This window comes from Rahnella sp. ATs2 (assembly GCF_051851855.1).
In the GTDB taxonomy this organism is placed as follows: Bacteria; Pseudomonadota; Gammaproteobacteria; order Enterobacterales; family Enterobacteriaceae; genus Rahnella; species Rahnella variigena.
Genome location: NZ_JBLYPL010000001.1, coordinates 121,611 through 135,673 on the forward strand (window position 1 = coordinate 121,611; position 14,063 = coordinate 135,673).

16 protein-coding genes are annotated in these 14,063 nt (G+C 53.8%); 7 read left to right on the forward strand and 9 right to left on the reverse strand.

The annotated features are described in order from the left end of the window. Positions 1 to 18: 18 nt before the first annotated feature. The 7 genes from ACJY2G_RS00565 (at position 19) to ACJY2G_RS00595 (ending at position 7,850) form a co-directional block, all read left to right on the forward strand. Entirely contained in the window at positions 19 to 795 is a 777-nt protein-coding gene (locus ACJY2G_RS00565) for a DUF4311 domain-containing protein (RefSeq protein ID WP_056776226.1), read from the forward strand. A gap of 12 nt (positions 796 to 807) precedes the next feature. Beyond that, positions 808 to 1,455, forward strand: a complete 648-nt coding sequence (locus ACJY2G_RS00570) for a DUF4310 family protein (protein WP_112288360.1) — start codon at positions 808 to 810, stop codon at positions 1,453 to 1,455. Between the two features lie 79 nt (positions 1,456 to 1,534). Continuing rightward, positions 1,535 to 2,668: an amidohydrolase/deacetylase family metallohydrolase gene (locus tag ACJY2G_RS00575; RefSeq protein ID WP_430319875.1), complete on the forward strand. Its 1,134-nt coding sequence runs from the start codon at positions 1,535 to 1,537 to the stop codon at positions 2,666 to 2,668. Continuing rightward, positions 2,658 to 3,785 (forward strand): DgaE family pyridoxal phosphate-dependent ammonia lyase, encoded by a 1,128-nt coding sequence (locus tag ACJY2G_RS00580; protein WP_430319876.1) that lies wholly within the window; start codon positions 2,658 to 2,660, stop codon positions 3,783 to 3,785. The genes ACJY2G_RS00575 and ACJY2G_RS00580 overlap by 11 nt, the downstream gene beginning before the upstream one ends. Further along, the gene (gene dagF, locus ACJY2G_RS00585) at positions 3,782 to 4,522 is read left to right on the forward strand and encodes a 2-dehydro-3-deoxy-phosphogluconate aldolase (RefSeq protein ID WP_430319877.1); all 741 of its coding nucleotides are present in this window, start codon (positions 3,782 to 3,784) and stop codon (positions 4,520 to 4,522) included. The genes ACJY2G_RS00580 and dagF overlap by 4 nt, the downstream gene beginning before the upstream one ends. A 120-nt stretch (positions 4,523 to 4,642) precedes the next feature. Further along, the gene (locus ACJY2G_RS00590) at positions 4,643 to 5,842 is read left to right on the forward strand and encodes a lactonase family protein (protein WP_430319878.1); all 1,200 of its coding nucleotides are present in this window, start codon (positions 4,643 to 4,645) and stop codon (positions 5,840 to 5,842) included. Positions 5,843 to 5,930: 88 nt separating this feature from the next. Beyond that, positions 5,931 to 7,850, forward strand: a complete 1,920-nt coding sequence (locus ACJY2G_RS00595; RefSeq protein WP_430319879.1) for a BglG family transcription antiterminator — start codon at positions 5,931 to 5,933, stop codon at positions 7,848 to 7,850. Between the two features lie 190 nt (positions 7,851 to 8,040). Here ACJY2G_RS00595 and npr read toward each other — a convergent pair whose 3' ends face one another. From npr to kdsC, 9 genes are all read right to left on the reverse strand, one after another. Then, a complete protein-coding gene (gene npr, locus ACJY2G_RS00600; RefSeq protein ID WP_120131579.1) occupies positions 8,041 to 8,313 on the reverse strand; it encodes a PTS phosphocarrier protein NPr in 273 nt (90 codons plus the stop codon). Next, the gene (rapZ, locus tag ACJY2G_RS00605) at positions 8,310 to 9,164 is read right to left on the reverse strand and encodes an RNase adapter RapZ (protein ID WP_013577261.1); all 855 of its coding nucleotides are present in this window, start codon (positions 9,162 to 9,164) and stop codon (positions 8,310 to 8,312) included. Before rapZ ends, npr begins: the two co-directional genes overlap by 4 nt. A 67-nt stretch (positions 9,165 to 9,231) precedes the next feature. Next, complete coding sequence (ptsN, locus tag ACJY2G_RS00610; protein ID WP_192878634.1) at positions 9,232 to 9,714, reverse strand: PTS IIA-like nitrogen regulatory protein PtsN; 483 nt, start codon at positions 9,712 to 9,714, stop codon at positions 9,232 to 9,234. A gap of 98 nt (positions 9,715 to 9,812) precedes the next feature. Next, a complete protein-coding gene (gene hpf / locus ACJY2G_RS00615; RefSeq protein ID WP_013577259.1) occupies positions 9,813 to 10,100 on the reverse strand; it encodes a ribosome hibernation promoting factor in 288 nt (95 codons plus the stop codon). A gap of 23 nt (positions 10,101 to 10,123) precedes the next feature. After that, complete coding sequence (rpoN, locus tag ACJY2G_RS00620; protein WP_426784919.1) at positions 10,124 to 11,557, reverse strand: RNA polymerase factor sigma-54; 1,434 nt, start codon at positions 11,555 to 11,557, stop codon at positions 10,124 to 10,126. A gap of 102 nt (positions 11,558 to 11,659) precedes the next feature. Then, positions 11,660 to 12,385 (reverse strand): LPS export ABC transporter ATP-binding protein, encoded by a 726-nt coding sequence (gene lptB, locus ACJY2G_RS00625; RefSeq protein ID WP_112288368.1) that lies wholly within the window; start codon positions 12,383 to 12,385, stop codon positions 11,660 to 11,662. A 5-nt stretch (positions 12,386 to 12,390) separates the two neighbouring features. After that, positions 12,391 to 12,948, reverse strand: coding sequence for a lipopolysaccharide ABC transporter substrate-binding protein LptA (lptA, locus tag ACJY2G_RS00630; RefSeq protein WP_112288369.1), 558 nt, complete (start codon positions 12,946 to 12,948; stop codon positions 12,391 to 12,393). Further along, on the reverse strand, positions 12,926 to 13,495 hold the full coding sequence (gene lptC / locus ACJY2G_RS00635; protein ID WP_112288370.1) for an LPS export ABC transporter periplasmic protein LptC: 570 nt from the start codon (positions 13,493 to 13,495) through the stop codon (positions 12,926 to 12,928). The genes lptA and lptC overlap by 23 nt, the downstream gene beginning before the upstream one ends. Next, entirely contained in the window at positions 13,492 to 14,058 is a 567-nt protein-coding gene (kdsC, locus tag ACJY2G_RS00640; RefSeq protein WP_439291036.1) for a 3-deoxy-manno-octulosonate-8-phosphatase KdsC, read from the reverse strand. Before kdsC ends, lptC begins: the two co-directional genes overlap by 4 nt. Positions 14,059 to 14,063 lie beyond the last annotated feature (5 nt).

Sequence of the window (14,063 nt, forward strand, 5' to 3'; positions counted from 1 at the left end):
AATGACAAGGATATACTGATGTTTTTAATTATTTTATTTAAGTCGCTTATTATCGGCGGACTGGTTGGCGTGGGCGTAGGTGCGGGTGCCGCACGTATGTTCCATGCGCCAACCGTGCAAGGAATGGGGGCTTTTCGTACGCTTGGGGAATTAAACTCCTGTGAAGGCGATCCGGCTTCGCATTTCTCATTCGGTCTGGGCTTCTTCTTTAACGCCTGGGCATCTTCCGTAGCAGCAGGTTCTTTCACGCAGGACGTTGACCACCGCATCATCCCTCACTGGGCTACCGCGGCGCTGATGTTCAAAAACCGCAATGTGGCTGAAACCATGCACGACCCGCGCAAGATGGCGATTGCCGGCGGCATCATCGGCATGATTGTGGTGGCCTTCCTCAACACCACCGCGTCCGCCGTTCCTCCGGCGTTACAGGTTACCGCGATTAAAGTGCTGGTACCGGCGGCCAACCTGCTGGTGAACACTGTCATGCCGGTGATTTTCTGGCTGGCGGCGATTGATGCAGGGCGTCGTTCCGGTTTCTGGGCCACCATTTTTGGCGGTCTGGCGCAGATGATTATGGGTAACGCCGTACCGGGTCTGGTGCTGGGTATCCTGATCGGTAAAGGCGTCGAAGAAAGCGGCTGGAACCACGTGACCAAAGTGATGATGGCGGCGATTATCGCGCTGTTCGTCCTCAGCGGTTTCTTCCGTGGTTTCGACGTCAAACTGTTGCAGTCATTCATGCTGGACGTCCCGACATGGCTGAACGGCATTCACAATTCACTCAGCGGTAAGTAAGGGAGCATGACAATGGAAGAACAAGCCAAACGTGGTTTCTGGTACGCCGAGTGGTCGTTCCCGATTTTTGTCGGACTGCTGTCTTCAGGCGTCTTCGCCGGGACACACATGTATTACCTGTACGGCATCGGCGCATTTAACGAAGTGGCGTTTGTGTCGATGTTGCGCTCGGGCATGGACACCGGTGTGTATGGCGCAGTGGCGGCCTTCGGTGCCAGCTTCCTGTTTGCCCGCATCATCGAAGGTTCGCTGGTCGGTATTCTCGATATCGGCGGCGCAATCCAGACGGGTATCGGTCTGGGCGTTCCGGCGATGCTGCTGGGGGCAGGATTTATTTTCCCGGTGGCGAACTTCGCCGCCTCGCTGGTGACCGGTCTGATCCTCGGTTTAGCCGTCGGTTACATCATTATTCTGGCGCGTAAATTCACCATCAATCAGAGCAATTCAACCTACGGCGCTGACGTGATGATGGGCGCGGGTAATGCCTCCGGCCGCTTCCTCGGGCCGTTGATTATCCTGTCAGCGATGGCGGCCTCGATTCCGATCGGTCTGGGTTCACTGCTCGGCGCACTGGGTTTTTATCTGTGGCAGAAGCCTATCACCGGGGGGGCGATCCTGGGTGCCATGATTCTGGGCGCTATCTTCCCGGTTTCATTGTAAGAACAGCAACATAGAAGCAAATCAGCAGTAAAGCGGGCGTCGGGAATATTCCTGACGCCCGGATTATGGAGAACGTCGTATGTATGACTTAATCATCCGGCAGGCATTACGCACAGACGGCAGCCTGACTGATATTGCAATTCAGGACGGCAAATTCGCCGCCATTGGCCCGCTGGCAGCCGATGCCACTGCCCGCCAGACTCTCAATCTTCAGGGCAAGGTTTACGCCAGCGCAGGCTGGATCGACTCCCACGTTCACTGTTACCCCAAATCGCCGATTTATCATGACGACGCTGACCTGATTGGCGTCGCCTGTGGCGTTACCACCGTGGCGGATGCCGGCAGCACCGGCGCGAATGATGTCGACGATTTCTATCAGATAACCCGTGCGGCGAACACCAACGTCTACGCGTTTCTGAATATCGCCCGCACCGGCATTGTCACGCAGAACGAACTGGCGGATATGACGCAGATCGACAAAGTCGGCGTGCGTGACGCCATCGCGCGAAATCCCGGTTTTATCATCGGTATTAAAGCGCGCATGAGCAGCAGCGTGGTCGGCCAGAACGGCATCAAGCCACTGGTGCGCGCCAAAGAAATTCAGCAGGAAAACGACGACCTGCCGCTGATGGTGCATATCGGTAATAACCCGCCGAATCTCGATGAGATCGCGGATTTGCTGACGTCGGGCGACATTATCACCCACTGCTACAACGGCAAACCGAACCGCATTCTCTCGCCGGAAGGTGTGCTGCGCGATTCCATTAAACGTGCGCTGAGCCGCGGCGTATTGCTGGATGTCGGTCATGGCACCGCGAGTTTCAGTTTCGACGTGGCGGAACTGGCGATTAAGCAGGGCATTTTGCCGCACACCATCAGTTCCGATATTTACTGCCGTAACCGTATGAACGGCCCGGTGCATAGCCTGGCGACCGTCATGTCGAAGTTCTTTAGCGTCGGTATGACCCTGACGCAGGTGATTGATTGCGTCACCTCGCACGCCGCTGACGCGCTGCGCCTGCCGGCTAAAGGCCGCCTGGAAGCCGGCGCTGATGCCGACCTGACCCTGTTCGAGCAGCGTTTTGCGCCACAGGTGTTTGTCGATTCCGAAGGACAGTCCGTGAAGGGCGAAAGTTTGCTGGTGCCTCTGGCCGCTGTGGTCGCGGGCGTCACCCTGTTAACCGAAGAAGGGAAATCTGCTCATGTCTTCTGAACAATCGTTATATGAAAAATATGATTTAAAACAGGTTATTAACGCGTCTGGTCGTATGACGGCGCTGGGCGTTTCCACGCCGCGCGAGGAAGTCGCCGCGGTAGTGAATACCGGTCTGAATCATTACTTCGAGATGAAAGATCTGGTGAATAAAACCGGCGCTTATATCGCGAAATTGCTGAACGTAGAAAATGCTGTGGTGGTGTCCTGTGCTTCCGCCGGGATCGCGCAGTCCGTAGCGGCGGTGATCGTCAAAGACGACGCGTGGCTGCTGGAAAACCTGCACGCCGCGCCGCTGGAAATTCCACACGATATCGTGTTGCCAAAAGGCCATAACGTGAACTTTGGTGCGCCGGTCGCGACGATGGTCACGATGGGTGGCGGCAAAGTGGTGGAAGCCGGTTACGCCAATGAATGTTCCGCCGCGCAACTTGCTGCCTGCATCACCCCGCGTACCGCCGCCATCATGTACATCAAATCGCACCACTCAGTGCAGAAAAGCATTCTGTCGGTTGCGGAGGCCGCTGAAGTGGCGCGTGCGCATAATCTGCCGCTGATCGTCGATGCGGCCGCAGAAGAAGACCTGACCTGCTATTACGAGATGGGCGCAGATCTGGTGATTTACAGCGGCGCAAAAGCCATTGAAGGGCCGACCAGCGGTCTGGTGCTCGGCAAAAAGCAGTACGTCGAATGGGTAAAACTGCAATCGGGCGGGATTGGTCGTGCGATGAAAGTCGGCAAAGAAGGCATTCTTGGCCTGACGCAGGCGATCGAAAGCTACATCACGCTGCCAAAAACCACCGGGCAGGAAATGGTCGACAAGATGACGCCATTTATCGCCAGCCTGAATGAAATCAACGGCGTCACTGGCCGCGTAGTCTGGGACAGCGCAGGACGTGATATCGCCCGCACGGAAATTACTTTCGATGAAACCGTGCTGGGTTGGAAAACCAAAGCCATCGTGGACGCCATGAAAAACGGCGACACCGCGATTTATTTCCGTGGCTACCGCGCCAACGAAGGCAAGATTGAAGTCGATGTGCGCAGCGTGACGCCACCGCAACTCGCCGTTGTCGCACAGCGTTTTAAACAACTTTTTAGCGGAGAGAAAGCATGAAGCTGACCCCAAATTTCTACCGTGACCGCGTGTGCCTGAATGTGCTGGCGGGCTCCAAAGACAATGCCCGTGACATCTACGAAGCGGCAGAAGGTCATGTGCTGGTCGGTGTGCTTTCCAAAAATTATCCGGATGTCGCGAGCGCAGTGGCGGACATGAAAGAGTATGCCGCTCTGATTGAAAACGCATTGTCCGTCGGTCTGGGGGCGGGCGATCCGCGTCAGTCGCTGATGGTCAGCCAGATTTCTGCGCAGGTTCAGCCGCAGCACGTCAATCAGGTCTTTACCGGCGTCGGTACCAGTCGTGGAATGCTTGGGCAAAACGACAGCGTGGTCAACGGTCTGATTTCACCGACCGGTAAACCCGGCTTTGTGAAGATCAATACCGGACCACTGAGTTCAGCTTCTGCGGATGCCATCGTGCCGGTGGAAACCGCCATTGCACTGCTGAAAGATATGGGCGGCAGCTCGGTGAAATATTTCCCGATGGGCGGCCTGAAAACCCGCGATGAATTCGCTGCCGTGGCCCGTGCCTGTGCGGAACAGGATTTCTGGCTGGAACCGACCGGCGGCATCGATTTAGAAAACTTCGAGCCGATTATGGAAATCGCGCTGGCGGCGGGCGTGACCAAAATCATCCCGCATATCTACAGCTCAATCATCGACAGTGCGTCGGGCAATACCCGTCCTGAAGATGTGAAAACCCTGCTGGCCAGCGTTAAAAAGCTGCTGGGCTGAAGGATCTGACCTTTCCTGCGCGGTAAGCCGTCTGCGCGGTTAAACACCCTGCATCCCTCAGCGACTGAGCGGGTGCAGGGTTCTCTCGTTTGTCTGATATCCCAAATTCTGAGGAAATGTATGAGAAACTGGTTTCTGATTTCAGGTTTAACCACCGCGATGCTGGCAGTGTCTGCCATGCCGCTCTATGCAGCAGAAAAAACAATGACTTCGACGACTCCGCATTTTGCTTACGTCGGCACCTACAACCCGAACGGGGAAGGTGTCTACCGCTTTAAATTCGATCCGAAAACCGGCGCGCTGAGTGATAAAACGCTCGCCAGCCAGCTGCCGAATCAGGCGCAGATGGTACTCAGCCACGACGGTAAAACGCTGTTTATCGGCAGTGAAATTGATAATTACAACGGCGGCAAACATGGCGCTGTGGCGGCCTACCGCATTGCGCCGGAAGACGGCAGCCTGACGCTGATTAACCAGGTGGATTCGCAGGGTGCAGGGCCGGTGTATTTGTCGCTGACGCCAAAAGGTGATCATTTGCTGGTGGCGAACTACATCAGCGGCGTGGTGGCAGTGTTCCCGGTGGATGCCAGTGGAAAACTGAGCGAAGCAAGCAACAGCCAGCAGGATTCCGGTCCGGCGGGGGCAGGCAAACCTGCAGCGGCGGCGGAAGGCAGTTTTGCCATCAGCGACCATAACGGGCCGCACGCACATATGATCGCCACCGATCCTTCCGGCAAATTTGTGTTCTCCACCGATCTCGGGCTTGACCGGATCTATCAGTGGAAACTCAACAGCGAAACCGGCGTGCTGGAAGCCAACGATCCGCCGTTCATCAAGGCCTCTTCAGAAGGTGCGGGACCGCGTCATTTTGTGTTCCATCCGAACGGTAAAGTGGTTTTCCTGATCAACGAGGAAGCCTCGACCCTGACCAGTTATCGCTTTGATACCACTAAAGGCACGCTGACGGAGTTGCACAGTCTGTCATCGTTACCGGCCGGTTTCAAAGGCACCAACTTTGCGGCAGGGATTGTGCTGAGCAAAGACGGCAGGCATCTGTACGTGGCTAACCGTCTGCATAACAGCATCGCGCAGATTAACGTGACCGGCGAAGGCGCAATGACCTGGAGTGATGAAACCTGGACGCGTGGCGATTATCCACGAACGCTGACGTTGTCACCGGACGGCAAATATATTTACGCAATGAATCAACGAAGCGATAACATCACCAGATTCAAGGTTTCTGGCGAAAACGGCAAACTGTCATTCGTTGATGATTATGTGGCTGTGGGCAGTCCGTCACAGATGGTGATTGCGCCCTGATAACGTACTGCGTCTGAACTAAACCATCTGCGTGGAAACTTTACCGGTGACTGCGCAGAGGGCGTATCCGCAATAATATGGAAGAACAATGGTGAGATTTCCCAATCAACGTCTGGCGCAACTGTTTGATGCGCTGCAAACCGAAACCCTTCCTCAGGATGAACTGGCAAAACGTCTGTCCGTTTCGACGCGCACGGTGCGTGCCGATATTACTGCGCTGAATGAAATCATCGCCGATTTTGGTGCGACGTTTGTTCACAACCGTGGCAGCGGGTATCAGCTGCGGATTGACGATCAGACGCTTTTCTCAACGTTACAGCAATCGACGCAACGCAAACCGAATCCGACGCCGCGCACTGCCGCTGAGCGGGTGAAAACGTTGCTGATCCGCTTTTTGACCTCAGCTTTTTCATTGAAGCTGGAAGATCTGGCCGATGAATGGTTTGTCAGCCGGGGAACCCTGCAAAATGATATGGCTGAGGTGAGGGAGCATCTGGCTCGCTATCACCTGAATATCGAAACCAAACCGCGCTACGGTATGAAACTGTTCGGTGCAGAACTGGCGATCCGCGCCTGTCTGACCGACCTGCTGTTCCAGCTGGATGCCGAAGAACAGGCGAATCCGCTGCTGAAGGCGGAAAGTCTGGAGCCGGAAGCGCTGGTGCCGCTGACACGCTTTATGCATCAGGTGCTGACGCAGTCTTCTGTTCAGCTGACCGATGAGGGCGAGCAGTATCTGATCTTGTACTGCGCGGTGGCGATCAAACGCATTACCGGCGGTTATCCGCTGACCGATTTTGATGCAGAAGACGGAGACCCGGCGGTGAAGCAGGTTTCCGTGCGTCTGGCGGCTGAGCTCAGAAATCTGGTCGGCAAGGAAATTCCGGCCTCTGAGGAAGCTTATCTGCGGGTAAATATCGCCGCCCGCCGCGTGCAGCAAATTCTGCCGACCGACATTAATGCCGACGATGACGAAGCGCTGGTCGATTACATTCTGTCGTATATCAATTCGCACTATAACTATGATTTGCAGGGCGATAAGCAACTGCGTGCTGACCTGCTGACGCACATTAAGACCATGATTACGCGGGTGAAATATCAGATAAACATCCCGAATCCGCTGCTGAATAATATCAAACAGCATTACCCGATGGCCTATGACGTCACGCTGGCAGCGGTCTCCAGCTGGGGAAAATACACGCCCTATACGCTGAGTGAAAACGAGATTGGTTTTCTGGTGCTGCATATCGGCGTCGGGCTTGAGCGGCATTACAATATCGGTTACCAGCGGCATCCGCAGGTGATGCTGGTGTGCGACACCGGCAATTCAACCATCCGCATGATCCAGGCACAGATTAACCGTAAGTATCCGCAACTGGTGATGAAACAGGTGGTTTCGCTGCGTGATTACGAGCAGCTGGAGCATGTCGACGAAGATTTTATTATTTCCAACGCCCGCATCACCGAGAAGAATAAGCCGGTGGTGGTGCTGTCGCCATTCCCGACCGAATACCAGATGGAACAGCTCGGTAAGCTGGTGCTGGTCGACCGCACACGGCCTTATATGCTGGAAAAATTCTTCGACGAAAAACACTTCATGATCGTCAAAGAGCCGATGACGCAGGCGGAGTTGTTCCGCCATGTGTGTTCACAGCTGGAAGAAGAAGGATATGTCGATCAGGCGTTTTACCCGTCGGTGGTCGAGCGTGAGGAGATTGTCTCGACCATGCTGGGCGAAGGGATTGCGCTGCCGCACTCTCTGGGACTGCTGGCGAAGAAAACCGTGGTGATTACGCTGCTCTCGCCGCAGGGCATTGCCTGGGGAGAAGGGGAAACCGCGCACGTGATTTTCCTGCTGGCGATCAGTAAGGCGGATTACGAAGAAGCGATGGCGATTTACGATTTGTTCGTGACGTTTGTGCGGGAACGGTCGATGAGCCGTTTGCTGAGCAGTGAGAATTTTGAAAGCTTCAAGGCCATTGCAATCGACTGTTTAAGCCGCATTTAGCCTGCGTCCTTGACGCCGCAGCGGCGTTCGTTCACCCGAATCACTGACTGATGTCAGCTCATCGGGATTAATGAGCCTCGTCCCTGAGGCTCACCCTGCGGGCCAGCGCGAGCGCTGTTCAAATCGGTTCCTGACCGATTTGTCTTTCGCTTGCTGCAACGCCAATGACTATGGCTAAGAGTGAAGGGGCTTAGTCTTCGTCAAATCCTGAATTGATCAGATTTACCACTGCCGTCAATGCCTGTTCTTCATCTGGCCCGGTGGCTTCGATTTCGATTTTCTGACCTTTCGGGGAATCAAGCATCAGCAGCGCGATCACGCTGCTGGCTTCCGCTTCAATGCCTGTGCCGTTGCGCAGCATCACTTCTGATTCAAAGCTCTGCACCAGTTCAAACAACTTCATCGCCGGACGGGCATGCATCCCTAACCGGTTTTTGATTTCTACCGTTTGTTTTACCGTCATGATTTACGTTTTTCCAGCGTGCGATGGCGGGATTGCACGTTCTTCCCGCGGGAACGGAAATAGTCGGCCAGTTGCTCTGCGATATACACCGAACGGTGTTTACCGCCGGTACAACCAATGGCGACGGTCAGATAGCTGCGGTTGTTGGTTTCCAGCATCGGCAGCCATTGTTCAAGGTAGCTGCGGGTCTGGTAGATAAAGTTGTGCACTTCGGTATGACGGTCGAGGAACGCCGCCACCGGTTTGTCGAGGCCGGTCATCGGACGCAGTTTCGGATCCCAGTGCGGGTTCGGCAGGAAACGTACGTCGAACACGTAATCCGCATCAATCGGAATACCGTGTTTGAAACCAAAGGATTCGAAGACCATCGTCAGTTCACGTTCGCGTTTACCCAGCAGGCGGGTACGCAGCATTTCTGCCAGTTCGTGAACGGACATTTCGGACGTGTCGATGATGAGATCAGCAGACGAACGCAGAGGCTCGAGCAAGTCGGCTTCTTCATCAATAGCACTTTCGAGGGAGAGATTTTTGCTGGAAAGCGGGTGCAGACGACGGGTGTCGCTGTAGCGGCGGATCAGCGTGTTGCGGTCGGCATCAAGGAACAACAGCTGCGGTGAGAAGCTCTCCGGCAGTTGTGACATCGCGTACTCATAAACTTCCGGGGTTTCCGGCATGTTACGCACGTCGATGCTGACGGCCGCTGACGTATTACGTTCAACGAGGGTCTGGGCAAGCTGCGGCAATAACACCACCGGCAGGTTATCCACACAGTAAAAACCCATGTCTTCCAATGCCCGTAGGGCAACCGATTTCCCGGAACCGGAACGGCCGCTGACAATCATCAGCACCATGGTGTCACTCCCCTGGCATTCAGTGTTCAGAATTCATTTTCCCGGCACCGTACCGGGAATCAGCAATTTATTCGTTTTCAGTCATTATCTGGAACAGTTCTTCATCGCTCTGCGCACCACGAAGGCGGCGACACACTGTTTTATCAGCTAATTTCTTAGCCACCAAAGATAATGTATGTAAATGGGTTTTACATTGATCTGCCGGTACCAGCAAGGCAAAAAGTAAGTCTACCGGCTGATTATCGATGGCATCAAAAGCGATCGGTTGTTCCAGCTGAATGAACACGCCGACGGCACGTAACGTATCTTCTTCCAGCTTACCGTGCGGGATGGCGATCCCGGCACCGATCCCGGTGCTGCCCATGCGTTCACGGGTCAAAATAGCGTCGAAAATCACCTGTGGCGACAAATTCAGTTGTCTGGCGGCCAGTTCGCTGATGATTTCCAGTGCGCGTTTTTTGCTGGCGCAATGAACGCCGCTTTTGGTGCATTCGGCATTAAGCACCGACGTTAATTGCATTGCTATATCGTTGATCATGTCATCTTTCACTTTTGCGCTGTTTCACCCTTAAAGCTATATCGGCTCGTTTCCCGAAGGTCACAAGCCGATGCCCGAAGGTTTGTAGCACAGGGTTGGCTACATGAATGTCAGTGCTGTTTCAGTTTGTCTTTATGTTTATTCAGCTGGCGGGCCAGTTTATCAACCAGTCCGTCAATCGCTGCGTACATATCCTGATGTTCCGAGGTGGCATGTAACTCGCCTCCATTCACATGCAAAGTCGCTTCGGCAACTTTTTGCACCTTTTCCACGCTCAACACCACATACACCTGATTAATCCTGTCGAAATACTGCTCTAGCTTGGCCAGCTTCGACGTGATGAACTCTCTCAGGGGATCCGTGATCTCAATGTGATGTCCGGTAATGTTGAGCTGCATAATGTCTTCCTTCTCTGTTGAGGTCAAACTAACTGTTTACGTTGGTTTGAGGGCGGGATGGACAAAGACTCTCGGTATTTGGCGACGGTTCGTCGTGCAACCATAATTCCCTGATCGGAAAGCAGGGTCGCTAACTTACTGTCACTGAGCGGTTTTACAGGATTCTCCGCTGCGATTAATTTCTTCACCAGCGCCCGGATGGCGGTTGACGATGCCTCGCCGCCGCTGTCTGTACTGACATGGCTGGAAAAGAAATACTTCAGTTCGAAAATGCCACGCGGGCTGTGCAGGAACTTCTGCGTCGTGACGCGTGAAATCGTCGATTCGTGCATTTCTACGGCGCTGGCGATATCGGCCAGCACCATAGGTTTCATAAATTCTTCACCCAGTTCAAAGAACGCCTGCTGTTGCTCAACGATACAGCGCGTGACTTTCAGCAGCGTGTCGTTACGGCTTTCCAGGCTTTTGATTAACCATTTGGCTTCCTGCAGATTGCTGCGGATAAACTGCCCGTCGCTGTCGCTGCGTGCGGAATTCCCCATCGCGGCGTACTGCTGGTTAATCTTCAGACGCGGAATGCTGTCCGAATTGAGTTCAACCGTCCAGACTCCTGACACTTTGCGCACCAGCACATCCGGGATCACGTATTCGGATTCGCCGGTGTTGATCGACTGGCCCGGACGCGGATCAAGAGACTGGATCAGGAGCATCGCTCCTTTCAGTGTATCTTCTTTTAACCGGGTTGATCGCATAAGTGCGCGGAAATCATGGTTCGCCAGCAAATCCAGATGTTCGCTGATGATAAGACGGGCTTCGGTGATGAAAGGCGTGTCGGTCGCATACTGGGAAAGCTGGATCAGCAGGCAGTCGCGCAGGTCGCGCGCGGCCACGCCGACCGGGTCAAAACGCTGTACGCGTTTGAGCACGGCTTCCACTTCGTCCATCGTGACGTTTTCATCCCCGATGCTTTCCAGAATGTCGTCAAGAGAAACGGTGAGGTAACCGGTGTCATCGACCGCATCGACAATGGACGTCGCAATCGCCGCATCAGTATCTGAGAACGGCGTCAGCTCGACCTGCCACATCAGGTAATCCTGAAGAGTCTGGGTGGTTTCACCCTGATAAATCGGCAGCTCGTCGTCGCTGTAATCATTACCGGTGCCGGAAGGCGTGCCCGCGGTATAGATTTCATCCCAGGTCGCATCCAGCGGCAGCTCTTCGGGCATGTCTTTTTGCTCGAGCGCTTCGCGGGTATCTAACCCTTCGCTGTCGGTGGCTTCTACCGAGTCGATTTCTTCATGAAGGTCGGTTTGTTCCAGCAGAGGGTTGCTCTCCAGCGCGAGTTGGATCTCCTGTTGGAGCTCAAGCGTGGACAATTGCAACAGGCGGATGGCCTGTTGTAACTGTGGAGTCATTGCCAGTTGTTGGCTGAATCTGAGTTGCAAACCTTGCTTCATATCTTGGCTTTATTTCCGTTGATGAGTGAAAACGGCAACACTTCTGTCAGAGACGGCCTGTTTCATTTTAAGGCGAAACAGGCACGGTTCCGGCGGCACAGATCACAGACGGAATTCTTCACCAAGATAAACGCGTTTAACTTGTTCATCAGCAAGAATATCGGCTGGCGTGCCGTGGGCGATTAACTTGCCCTGACTGACGATGTAAGCGCGTTCACACACGTCGAGCGTTTCGCGAACGTTATGGTCGGTGATCAGTACGCCGAGGCCACTGTCACGCAAATGCTCAATGATTTTTTTGATGTCGATAACTGAAATCGGGTCAACACCGGCGAACGGTTCATCCAGCAGGATGAATTTAGGGTTCGCCGCCAGCGCACGGGCGATTTCAACACGACGGCGTTCACCACCGGACAGTGACTGACCGAGGTTATCGCGCAAATGAGAAATATGGAACTCTTCCATCAGTTCATTGGCGCGATCGTTACGCTGTTCTTTGTTCAGATCGTCGCGGATCTGCAACACGGCCATCAGGTTATCAAACACGCTGAGGCGGCGGAAAATGGACGCTTCCTGAGGAAGATAGCCAATACCGCGACGGGCGCGGGTATGCAATGGCAACAAGCTGATGTCTTCGTCATCGACGATAATACGGCCTGCATCACGCTGCACAATGCCGACGACCATGTAAAACGTCGTAGTTTTACCGGCACCGTTTGGCCCTAATAACCCGACGATTTCGCCGGAGTTGACCATCAGGCTGACATCTTCAACGACCTTGCGGCCTTTGTAGGCTTTTGCCAGATTCTCTGCGATTAATTTAGCCATAAAAATCAGTTACTCTTTTTGGTCGGCTGGCCCGCCGCTGCAGGTGTTTTCTGTTGCAGCTGCGAAGGAACCAGAACGGTCGTCACACGGTTGCCTTTATCACTGAAGGCTTCCATTTGCTGTTTCTGCACCAGATAAGTAATACGGTCGCCTTTCACGTTGCTGTCGAGCTGTTCAAGGTAAGCGTTACCGGTCAGGGTCACCAGATCGTTTTCCACTTCATAGCGGACTTTCTGCGCATGGCCTTTTACCGGCTTGCCGTTGTCCTGCATCTGATAGAAGGTCACCGGATTACCGTAACCTTCAACCACTTCTTTGCCGGAAACGCCTTGCGGGCGGATGACGACAACTTTGTCCGCTTTAACCTGGATCGTACCCTGGTTTACCACCACATTACCGGTAAAGGTCGCGGTATTGGTATTCACGTCCAGCGCCTGATTAGCCGAATCAATGGTAATCGGTTTGGTCGTGTCATCTTTCAGGGCGAATGCCGGAACGCTGACGGCTAACAATGAGCTGACGATCAGGAGATTACGGATTTTATTTTTTGCTTTGAATTTCATAAGAGGTCGTTACCTTTTCGATCAGCTCTGCTGTTTTATCACGCAGATTACCACGCATTTTCATGCCGTTAGATGTAAAACCTGTGCCATAAAGCGTTACTTCATCATCTGAGGCAACGTCCTGTGTCGTCAGGTTAACCCGTGCATTGTCCGTTTTGATTCTTTGCAACTGAGAAGTCTCAGGTGTCAGGCTGTCTGCCTGCACATGCCCGTAAAGATAGAGCATTTTATCCTGAGTCAGCTTGGCCTTGTCAGAATGCAGCACCCACGTCGGGACTTTGTTCTTGTCGTACATGGTCGCTACCGGATTAGTAAACCATGTCACCTGATCAGTGGTGTAATATTTCACCTGATCTGAAACCAGTTTATACGTCAGGCTACCCAGCGGATCGTACACCATCGTGACGGTGTGGGAGCTCTGGTAGGTCGGATCCTGATCGTTGACCGCCGGCTGGACGTCATCGCTGTTGTCAGACATTGACCAGCCGATCAGCACCAGAACGATGGCTGTCAGCGCCAGAATAATCCAAAGTCTTGTTTTACTCATATCGACAGCCCTTTGGCGTCCTCCAGCTTACCCTGTGCCAGTAAAATCAAATCGCACAATTCGCGTACTGCACCACGTCCGCCGGCAATTCGGGTGACATAATGCGCTTTCGGCAACAGGATGGGATGCGCGTCCTGAACGGCCACGGAAAGACCAACTTCAGCCATAACCGGCCAGTCGATCAGGTCATCACCGATGTAGGCCACTTCTTCGGCCCGCAAAGACAGTGTATCTAACAGTTCGCGGAAGGCCAAAAGCTTATCCGATTGTCCCTGGTACAAGTGGCGTATACCGAGGGTTTCAGCGCGATCTTCCAGTAATTTCGCATTGCGGCCTGTAATAATCGAGACCTCAATGTCCGAAGTCAGCAGGCAGCGGATACCGTAACCGTCGCGAACGTTAAAACTTTTCAGCTCTTCTCCCTGATTTCCCATGTAGATCAGGCCATCAGACATCACGCCATCTACATCGCAAATCAGCAGGCGGATAGCTTTCGCCCGTTCCAGCACTTGCGTGCTGACCGGACCGTAGCAAGTTTCCACCAGGGCTGCGCTATTACTCATTCAGG

Bases quoted from the DNA above. Each gene is read 5' to 3' on its own strand.
- ACJY2G_RS00565 (WP_056776226.1), top strand. From the start codon at position 19: ATGTTTTTAATTATTTTATTTAAGTCGCTTATTATCGGCGGACTGGTT.
- ACJY2G_RS00570 (WP_112288360.1), top strand. From the start codon at position 808: ATGGAAGAACAAGCCAAACGTGGTTTCTGGTACGCCGAGTGGTCGTTC.
- ACJY2G_RS00575 (WP_430319875.1), top strand. From the start codon at position 1,535: ATGTATGACTTAATCATCCGGCAGGCATTACGCACAGACGGCAGCCTG.
- ACJY2G_RS00580 (WP_430319876.1), top strand. From the start codon at position 2,658: ATGTCTTCTGAACAATCGTTATATGAAAAATATGATTTAAAACAGGTT.
- dagF (WP_430319877.1), top strand. From the start codon at position 3,782: ATGAAGCTGACCCCAAATTTCTACCGTGACCGCGTGTGCCTGAATGTG.
- ACJY2G_RS00590 (WP_430319878.1), top strand. From the start codon at position 4,643: ATGAGAAACTGGTTTCTGATTTCAGGTTTAACCACCGCGATGCTGGCA.
- ACJY2G_RS00595 (WP_430319879.1), top strand. From the start codon at position 5,931: ATGGTGAGATTTCCCAATCAACGTCTGGCGCAACTGTTTGATGCGCTG.
- npr (WP_120131579.1), bottom strand. From the start codon at position 8,313: ATGACGGTAAAACAAACGGTAGAAATCAAAAACCGGTTAGGGATGCAT.
- rapZ (WP_013577261.1), bottom strand. From the start codon at position 9,164: ATGGTGCTGATGATTGTCAGCGGCCGTTCCGGTTCCGGGAAATCGGTT.
- hpf (WP_013577259.1), bottom strand. From the start codon at position 10,100: ATGCAGCTCAACATTACCGGACATCACATTGAGATCACGGATCCCCTG.
- rpoN (WP_426784919.1), bottom strand. From the start codon at position 11,557: ATGAAGCAAGGTTTGCAACTCAGATTCAGCCAACAACTGGCAATGACT.
- lptB (WP_112288368.1), bottom strand. From the start codon at position 12,385: ATGGCTAAATTAATCGCAGAGAATCTGGCAAAAGCCTACAAAGGCCGC.
- lptA (WP_112288369.1), bottom strand. From the start codon at position 12,948: ATGAAATTCAAAGCAAAAAATAAAATCCGTAATCTCCTGATCGTCAGC.
- lptC (WP_112288370.1), bottom strand. From the start codon at position 13,495: ATGAGTAAAACAAGACTTTGGATTATTCTGGCGCTGACAGCCATCGTT.
- kdsC (WP_439291036.1), bottom strand. From the start codon at position 14,058: ATGAGTAATAGCGCAGCCCTGGTGGAAACTTGCTACGGTCCGGTCAGC.